This window comes from Natrialba aegyptia DSM 13077 (assembly GCF_000337535.1).
Classification (GTDB): domain Archaea; phylum Halobacteriota; class Halobacteria; order Halobacteriales; family Natrialbaceae; genus Natrialba; species Natrialba aegyptia.
On record NZ_AOIP01000026.1, the window covers coordinates 1 to 8,725 of the forward strand.

Consider the following 8,725-nt stretch of genomic DNA (forward strand, 5'->3'; position numbering starts at 1 on the left):
GGTAGGGGTGGCGATTCGGGGGATGGCGTAAGTGGAAGCCCAGGTTGGAATGGCGGGGGTTCCGGAGCAGAAACAACTTATGTGTCCAGTGGTGGCGGGGGTGGGGCAACCGACCTTCGGCAAGCCGGGAACTCTCTCTCTGACCGTGTGCTTGTCAGCGCAGGCGGTGCTGGGGCCAGTCGGTCAAGGTTCAATGGATCGGAGCCAGGTGGAGATGGTGGCCCCAATACTGGCGAACCCACCGAGGCCAACGCAAGGGACATTGACGGGACTGGGGGGACTCAGACAGATGGCGGGCGTGCAGGATCAGCATCTACAGAGGGGGATAGCGGGTCGCTTGGTCAGGGTGGCGATGGGGACTCTGGATACGGTGAACTCGCAACAGGAGGGGCTGGTTCCGGGTTGTACGGTGGTGGATCTGCAGCGATGCACGGGGACAACGACATCGTTGGTATGTCTGGTGCAGGATCAAACTTCATTGATGGCTCTGCAACCGTCATCGCCAACGAGCGAGGAACAGGCAATAGCGGCGACGGTCTGATCGAAATCGAGTACGAATTAGAGCCCGACGCTCCCCAGAACCTCTCCCTTCAGTACGACAGTAGCCTGCGGGAGATCGCGACCAATTGGGACGGTGTCACAGATGCCGACGGCTATCGACTGTACCTCTCGGACGAGCAGAACGCCGCCGAGACAGGCAGTGTGGTCGTTGACACAACGACGACATCGCACACTGAGACGGACGTTCCAGATGGCGATCAGCGCTATTACCAGGTCGTTGCGTACATCGATGTCGAATCTGACCCGAGTAACGAAGTCGATGTGCTAACTGATCTCCCTCCAGCCGAGAACCTCACAGTAGAGTCGGTCAGTGGTCGCTACGCGACGCTTTCGTGGGTTGATCCGTCGAACAACGCCTCGGGATACCGCCTGTTGCTCAGTGAGGACGACGATGGCAGTTACCAACAGGACGGGAGCGATATCTCACCAGCCAACCAGGGGGAGACCGTCACGTACGAGACTACCGAGTTGCTCGACGGCCAACTCTACGGCGCGACCGTCGAGACGTTCACCGACTATACATCGGCCAGAGAGGACCAGTAACGATGCCAGTCACGTTTACCACCGACCTTCCAGATGCACAGGGTCTTGATCTCGATGCATCAGTCCAGAGTGAGATGGCCGCGTCGTGGGCCGAGGATCTCAACAACGGCGAGTACCGCATCGAGCTTCGCGACGACGATCCCGGCGGGAATCCCCCAGACTATCAGCACGAGGCGACGGTCGGTTACCAGACGCTCAGCCACACAATTACGAACCTCTACGACGGTGAGCAGTATTCGGTTCGGATCCGGACGCAGACCCAGTACATTACCGGCAACTGGCTTGCTGCTGAAGAGATTACGAAACTGGCCCCGGCCGATCAACTGACTGGCACTCCTTCAGAGACGGCTATTGCGCTCTCATGGGTGGATGTGTCGGACTTCCGCGGAAGCTATCAGATCTACCGCGCTCGAACGGACTACAGCTACGACGATCCGAAGGGGCGGCTGATCGCGACCGTCTCGAACACGGCAGAGTCCTACGACGACGGGGATGTCGCCCCTGAACGGCAGTATGACTACGTCGTTCGCGCTCGCACGCAGTGGGTCTATGCCGACGCGACAGTCACATCCACGACTGACAGTATCGGCTTGGACGACAACGCTGTCCCGCCGCGGGGCTGGTACGGCGAGGTGGACCATCCGAACGCTGCGGCCCCGCTCACCCCGCAGATCCTCGACGGAGCGACTCGACGGCCAACGATTAACGGATACCCTCGCGTTGAACTCCCGGTTCCACACGACGAGACGTGGNCCCCGCAGATCCTCGACGGAGCGACTCGACGGCCAACGATTAACGGATACCCTCGCGTTGAACTCCCGGTTCCACACGACGAGACGTGGCACGCAGACGCGTTCGACGATGCGTCGATGCGTGCCTGGCACAACGCCGATCGTCAGCCGATCGACACCCTCCAGCATCGGAGTGTCGAACCCGGCCAGACTGTCCTCGAGGGCCGTGGCGGGACGCAACTCGAGCGCCGCGTCATCGAGGACCTCGACGCCCAACCGACTCACGAGTTCGTCGAGTATCTGATTAGCAATTACACGGACTACGTCGCGAACGTGGACGTCCCCGAATCGAACGTCGACGAGGGCGTCGTTCTGCAGGATCTACAGACGTCGACGGACTTCTCGGCAGCGATGGACGAGATTCCGGACGATCTGCCGCTCACGATTGTCGACGATCGCCTCGAGACACAGCAGGTCTGTTGGCACTTTGAGCCAGAAACGTTTGTCAGCGGGGATGTTGCCTCGGGGAGCCAGTACTCGCGCGAGGAGGCAAGCGCACTGTCGGGATCGCTCCAACAGGGGAGCACGACGTTCGAGCTCGATCACCGGATCCCGGCCGAGAACGTCTGGATCCAGACGCGTTACCACGCCGAGACTCAGGGTACTAACCCCGGGGTTGAGATTCGGATCGATGGTGAGGTGATTGACTACATCCCGACAGATTCCGGCGTCTCTGAATCCATCCAGTGGGGGAATTTCAGCACCTCAACCCTCAGTTCAGATCTCCAGCCAGGGACACACGAGCTCGAGATACAAGTCGTCTCCTCGTCCGATAACGGGACTGACCCGATATATCTCGATTTAGTGGCGATCGCAGACGATCGCTACAACTACAACTTTGATAACAGTCCCGACCTCGGGGCGCTTGATGGCCCCGAACTCTACCCCGACGCTATCGAGATCGTGTTCGACACGATCGCCTCCCCAATATCGATCGTCGAAGCCCAGGCCGAGGTCGAGACCAACCGCGGCGNCCCCGACGCTATCGAGATCGTGTTCGACACGATCGCCTCCCCAATATCGATCGTCGAAGCCCAGGCCGAGGTCGAGACCAACCGCGGCGATGGCCAGACTGCCGGCGAGGGTGCGATCGAACTCGGCGTACTCGTCGACGGCGTCAATACCTACGACAACGCTCAGGATGTCTACCAACATACCGCCGCCATGGACGGCCTCCAGACCGAGAGCGGCGTAAGAGCCGTGATCGGACGGAGGGATGAGGCTCGCAACGGGCCAACGCCACGTTTGGGCTACAAGCCCCAGACGCTTGAGTCCGTGACGCTACGCGGTGACCTTGACGATACACCCGTGCTCACCAACCGGTCGTTCGACGCCCAACTGATCGATGTCCTCCAGGAGGTCGCCAAGATCGGTAACTTCGTCTTCGAGGTCCGAGCGGACGGCGACACGATGTCCGTCGAGTGGACGCAACTTCGGCAGCGCTCGGCGGCCGCTGACCCGGACCTCGCGGACTACTCGATCGACCGACAGACCGAGGACATCATCGAGCGGGCGATCGTCTACGGCGGCGCGCAGCGCGTTACGAGGCAGACTGTCGACGTGCAACTCGATACGTGGGTTGATCTGCCGTTCCCAGACTCCCGGCTCGTCGAGGGCAAGGAGACGGTCTACGACGGCGACACGGAGTTCGAGGCTGGTGCGGATTACGAGATTCGCTACACAACTGCGGATGGCGTGCCGCGGATCCAGGCACTCTCGAGCGGCTCACTTTCGGACGGCCAGACCGTCAGCATCGACGCTGAGATGAAGCCCCGTGGCGAGTTCGTTCAGGGCGATGTCGTCGACGAGCAGGACGCGCGGACGGTCATCGAGGACATCCCAGGCCTTGCGTCGAAGCAGATGTGCGACCAGGTCGCGCTCTATCTGGTCGAGGAGACTGGCCAGGCGATCGTCGAGGCCTCGGTGACGGTGCCTCACGACGCAGTCGAGTGGTCGGTGATCGACGCGATCGACCCGGCGCAACTCCCCGGCGACGGGCCCTACCAGGTCCGGGAGATCAACAGCGATGCGAGCCGGACCGAGTTGCAGCTGGGGCAGGGCCAGACGGTCGGCGAGGCTGTGCAGGAGATTCGCGACCGCACGTCACGTGCCGAAGAACGGGTCTAAGCCATCCCTCTCCCTTTCTCTTGTTCCCGTTCCCGCTCTCCGTGTGCATATAGAAGCGCGAGGAACGGCAGCATGATAGCCCCCCATGTGACAACTATCCATAATAACATCATATCCAGATAGTAAGTCTATTTTATGATAAACGTTCCGCCATGCTCACGGTGATTCTGCGGGGCATGGTTAAAGAAATCGAAGTGCGACAAGAGCCGGACGAAGTCCGGTAGTTAGCTACTGCTTAGTTCTGCTTGCGCAGAGCCAGCATGGCAGCGCCGAGGAGTGCGGCGAGTGCGACAGCGACACCGAAGCCGGGCGTTCCGTCATCGTCGCCATCGGAGTCGTCACCGCCACTATCGTCGGAGCCGGAGTCACCGTCGTCCGACCCGGAGTCACTACCGGAGTCGTCGGAGCCGGAGTCGCTACCGGAGTCAGATCCGTCGTCAGACGGTTCGTCGACGAAGGTGGTGGTGCCAGTTTCTTCGTTGTCACCGGCAACAACGCTCCACTCAACGTCACCAGTCTCTTCGGCGGTGTAGTCGAAGCTGTTGCTCCATTCTTCACCAGCGTCGAGCGTGATGTTCTCGTTGAGTTCGTTTTCGCCGCCGATCACGACGCCGACCTCGATCTCGTCAGAGGCCGAGCCGCCAGTGTTGCTGACGGTCACGTCGAGCGTTGCGTCTTCGCCGACAGCAACCTCACTCGGTGCGTCGGTCTCGAGCTGAACGTTCGCTTCCTCAGCGTCGAAGAGAACAGAGTCAATCACGTGCTCGGCGCTACCGACAGGGTCGGTTGCGCGGAGCGTGAACTCCGTTTCTGGCTCGTACTCGCTGAAGTCGTAGCTCGCCGTGAAGGTCCCGTCATCTTCGATGAGGGCTTCTGGCGACTGGGTAAAGTTACCCGACGAGCGAGCACGGGGGTTGAGTTCCGTACCAGGTGCGATGTTGGATTCACCAGACAGTTCAGCACCGTCGACTGCAGGTGCCTCTTCTGCGGTGTCGTCCCACTCAATGTTGCGCTCGCTAACAGTGAAGGAACTCTCGTGCGAGAGCTCTTCGTCCTCTTCGAGGTAGAACGCGCTGTCGTCGGCGTCGGCGGAGACGTCGAAGCCAGCGTCGAGGTCATCTTCGTCGTACGCGTCCGAGACGCCGTCGACGACGAGGTAGAGCGTACCGTCGTACTCGACATCGTCACCGGAGCCGAGGTAGCTGGTTTCTAACTCCCCTTCGCCGATGTTCCATTCGTTGATGTTCCGGTTCGGAGCCTCTTCTTCGGAGAGAATGAGGTTGGTGTTCTCTTCGAGGGTGCCGCCCGCGATGGCACCGGAGAGACCGTAGTCTTCGACAGCGACGATAACCTGGTCCAGGTTCGCGATTTCGTCGGTCTCAGTGAGCGTCGTCTCGTTGAGGTCGTCGAGGTCGCCGAGGTCAGCGTCTGCAGGTGCAGTGTAGGTCGTGACATCGGACGGACCGTCGTACTCGTTGAGCGTCAGGAAACCAGTGTCAGTTTCGTCAGTGACACCGTCGACTTCATTTCCAGAGACACCGACCGAGATCTCGTAGTCAGTTGCCGCGAGTGGCTGGGTCAGGTTGCCGCCAGTGGTGTTCAGGGACTTGATCTCGAGATCATCGTAATCGTGGTTCCACGCGTCACTTTCGTCGACGCCCTCCTGGCCACCCACGAACGTGTTGTAGGTGACGTTGATCTCGTCGTAGCCGTCATCAGAGTTGTCCGTGATCTGGGCGAGCGACTCGAAGCCACTTTCGCCCTCGTCACCGATCTGGATGTAGGCCGTGTCAGTGTTTTCGAGGTCGATCGTGAGTTCGGCGAGGTCACCCTGGCCGACGACGATATCAGAGGTGACGAGGTCAACATTCATGTCGTCGTCGGAGACGTTGACCGTCGCGTTGTCTGCGGCAGTCGTGTCTGCCGCTTCAACGTCGAACTGGTACTCGCCAGCGTCAATACTCGAGAAGCTGGCATCGAACGTGCCGCGAGCGTCAAGCGTGATCTCGTCGTCTTCAGAATTGACGTCAAGCACGCCGTTTTCGCCCTCTTCGCCGAAGATGTTCTCGAGGTCCTCGGCTTCAAGGCCGCTGGCGCTCACAACTGCCTGGAAGTCTGCGCGTGCAGAGTCGATCTCGAGCGAGGTCTCGGAGGAGTCGCCCTCGATAGTCGTGACGGTGCTGTCATCGAACTCAGAGGTGAGTTCCTGAACGCGGATATCGAACTCGAACGTTTCACCGTTGGACTCGAGTTCAGCGAGTTGGTAGGAACTCTCGTCGAGGTTGTCCGTCTCAATGACAACAACCTCAGCCCCTGCGCCGATCTCGGTCTCAAGAGCAGCCACTTCGAGGTCGTCGTATGCGTCGGCAGCCTCACTGAGGCTGTACACCGTCAGTTCGCGCTCCCAAGACGTCTCGTCCTCACTTGAGTCAACGACTTCCTCGAGGTCGATGGTATCTGCATTAGCGTCGGTGACGTCGACGACACCGAGCTCGCCCTGGAAGAGTCGGTCACTGTGGGTGAGTTCGGACACGCCGAGTGGGAACTCGCCCTCTTCGGTGAACTCGACTGTCTCTTCGGTGTTGCTACTTACATTGACGGTGTTGCTGACGGGGTTGTATCCGTCTGCTTCAGCGTCAATGGTGTACTCACCGGCTTCGAGGCCAGTGAACGTCGCGGAGTCCGTGACGCCAGTCTCCTCAGTTCCGTCAACGGTGACGCTCGCACTGTCACCATCGGCCAGGCCTGCGACGTTAACGGTCAGGTCGTAGGTCTGAGTGTTGGCGGTGAGTGCAACGCTCGTCTCGGTGTCACCGCTTGGCGTGACGGTATCCGTCCCTTCCTGATACCCGTCTGCGTTGACGGTGAGGTCGTACTGGGTATCATTGTTGACTGCGAACGTGACCTGTCCACTATCGTTCGTGGTGTTGGTCGCGTNCCCGTCTGCGTTGACGGTGAGGTCGTACTGGGTATCATTGTTGACTGCGAACGTGACCTGTCCACTATCGTTCGTGGTGTTGGTCGCGTTCACAGCTGCGTCATTACTGCGTTCAATTGCTACGTCTGCTCCACTGAGGACGTTTCCGTCCCCGTCGGTGACTGTCACGGTGAGTGTGGAGTCACCAGGATCTTCCACTGCCGCCGCCGCACCCGCGAAGGATGCAGTCATGGCGACAACGGAGAGAACCATCAGTACAGCAAGGAACGCCGCACGTCCCTTTTCGTACATCGAGTTTTCTTCTGTTATCATCTGATTATTATATTTCTGTATTCTGGTTGCGTGCCGATTCGACTGGGCGGTCTGTCCCAGCGGCCACCACTCGATCGACACGACCGAGCGGCCGGAGGCCTGGAACATGACCTCCCGGGGGGGGGTAGGCAGGAGTTTTGGACCATCCGTAATAAGTCTTCTAGATTGATACCGAGTTCACGAAACTAATAACCTCATGCAGACAGAGTAAAACAAAGATGCTGACAGTCCCTATCCACAACATATTTGTGAGATGGCTCCAAGGATGTGGTGTGGGCAGCGGGCCCGCAGGGAACAACGACGTCCCCAATCGCGAACGTCATTTTATTGTGGCGAGCGGGGGATGTTGGGCACTCCCGGGTAGGGACTGTGAGTGTTTTTCCATCCCCCGCTCGTTTTCNCCGCCTTGAGCAGCGACTCGCGATCTCGAACTGGCCGGGAGTGATCTAGGAGATAGTCTAAAAGCGCCCGTCGCCGCCACCACAACCATTCGCCTTGACCACGAGTTCGCCATCTGTTTCGAAGTCAATCGCGAGAGGGCCAGCATGACCTCCCTCGTCTGGCTCGTCGTCCTTGAGGTCGCCGAACTCGTCGACGCGATCTCGTGCCTCGTCTTCAGGGACCAGTTCGACGCCGTAACTCGCGACATCGTGCGAGTCGCCGAACCAGGATTCGTCGTCCTCTTCACGGATGATCGTCGCACCGTCCGGCATGCCCATCAGGTAACGCGTAACCAGCGTGACGTGCTCTGTGTCCATACAATTTCGATGGTTCCCAACCAGTTAGCTGTTCTGCATATTGTGACACGAGGACTGACCCACGTATTGAGATAGAATCCTTTATCCTGACTGTTGTGGCTGCTTTTGGGGCTATATTTCAGGAGTTCCGTGTGCGGACAGCCGTTTTGTCCGTTCAACCCCTACACTTCGAGTGCCGAAAGGCAGTGGCAACACCGTGAATCGCATGTCACGATACAGAACGCGTCGGTCGGACAGAAAGAGGTTGGTTAAACTCTGATTTAATCAAGTCCTCCCCCGTCGGTGAGGTCGAGTTCGTCCGCGAGTTCATCGAGGTCCCGCTCCTGGACGTCGCCTAACTCGTCGAGTGCGTTGCGGAGCAGTTGTTCGTAAAAGTCCGGGTGCTTCTCAAGCGGATCGTTCCCCTCCTGCCGCCACCGCAGGTTGAGTGCGTCGAACGCCAGCTCGGCCTCGTCGACGAGAGCCTCCGGGAGGTAGAGCGTCTTCCGTTGCTGCTCGCGGACCGGCGTACCGTTTGCGTCGTCCGTATCCAATGCATCTGCCGTGTGTTCCGTATCAGGTGTAGCGTTCATATCGTCCGTATCGTCTGCATCAGTCGTATCGTGCGTGTCACGCGCGTCGTCCGCATCATCCGTGTCATCTTTGGTGAGCGAAGTGAACCGATCTCCGAACTCCTCTTTCTGCCGGGCATCCTC

The 8,725-nt window shown here is 59.4% G+C and carries 4 protein-coding genes (1 of these 4 cut by a window edge); 1 reads left to right on the forward strand and 3 read right to left on the reverse strand.

The genetic code is table 11. The annotated features are described in order from the left end of the window. The coding region (locus tag C480_RS24535; RefSeq protein WP_152424040.1) for a glycine rich domain-containing protein at positions 1–1,104 on the forward strand (1,104 nt) is incomplete at its 5' end. A gap of 3,153 nt (positions 1,105–4,257) precedes the next feature. On the opposite strand, the gene C480_RS10315 is transcribed toward C480_RS24535, so the two are convergent. From C480_RS10315 to C480_RS24215, 3 genes are all read right to left on the reverse strand, one after another. Beyond that, complete coding sequence (locus tag C480_RS10315; protein WP_455429538.1) at positions 4,258–7,380, reverse strand: BGTF surface domain-containing protein; 3,123 nt, start codon at positions 7,378–7,380, stop codon at positions 4,258–4,260. A 350-nt stretch (positions 7,381–7,730) separates the two neighbouring features. Continuing rightward, positions 7,731–8,030 (reverse strand): hypothetical protein, encoded by a 300-nt coding sequence (locus tag C480_RS10320; protein WP_006665561.1) that lies wholly within the window; start codon positions 8,028–8,030, stop codon positions 7,731–7,733. A 260-nt stretch (positions 8,031–8,290) separates the two neighbouring features. Further along, on the reverse strand, positions 8,291–8,725 hold the 3' end of the coding sequence (locus tag C480_RS24215; protein ID WP_006665562.1) for a ParA family protein. The gene runs 735 nt beyond the window's last position; only the last 435 of its 1,170 coding nucleotides appear in the window; its start codon lies beyond the right edge, outside the window — the gene reads right to left on this strand; its stop codon occupies positions 8,291–8,293.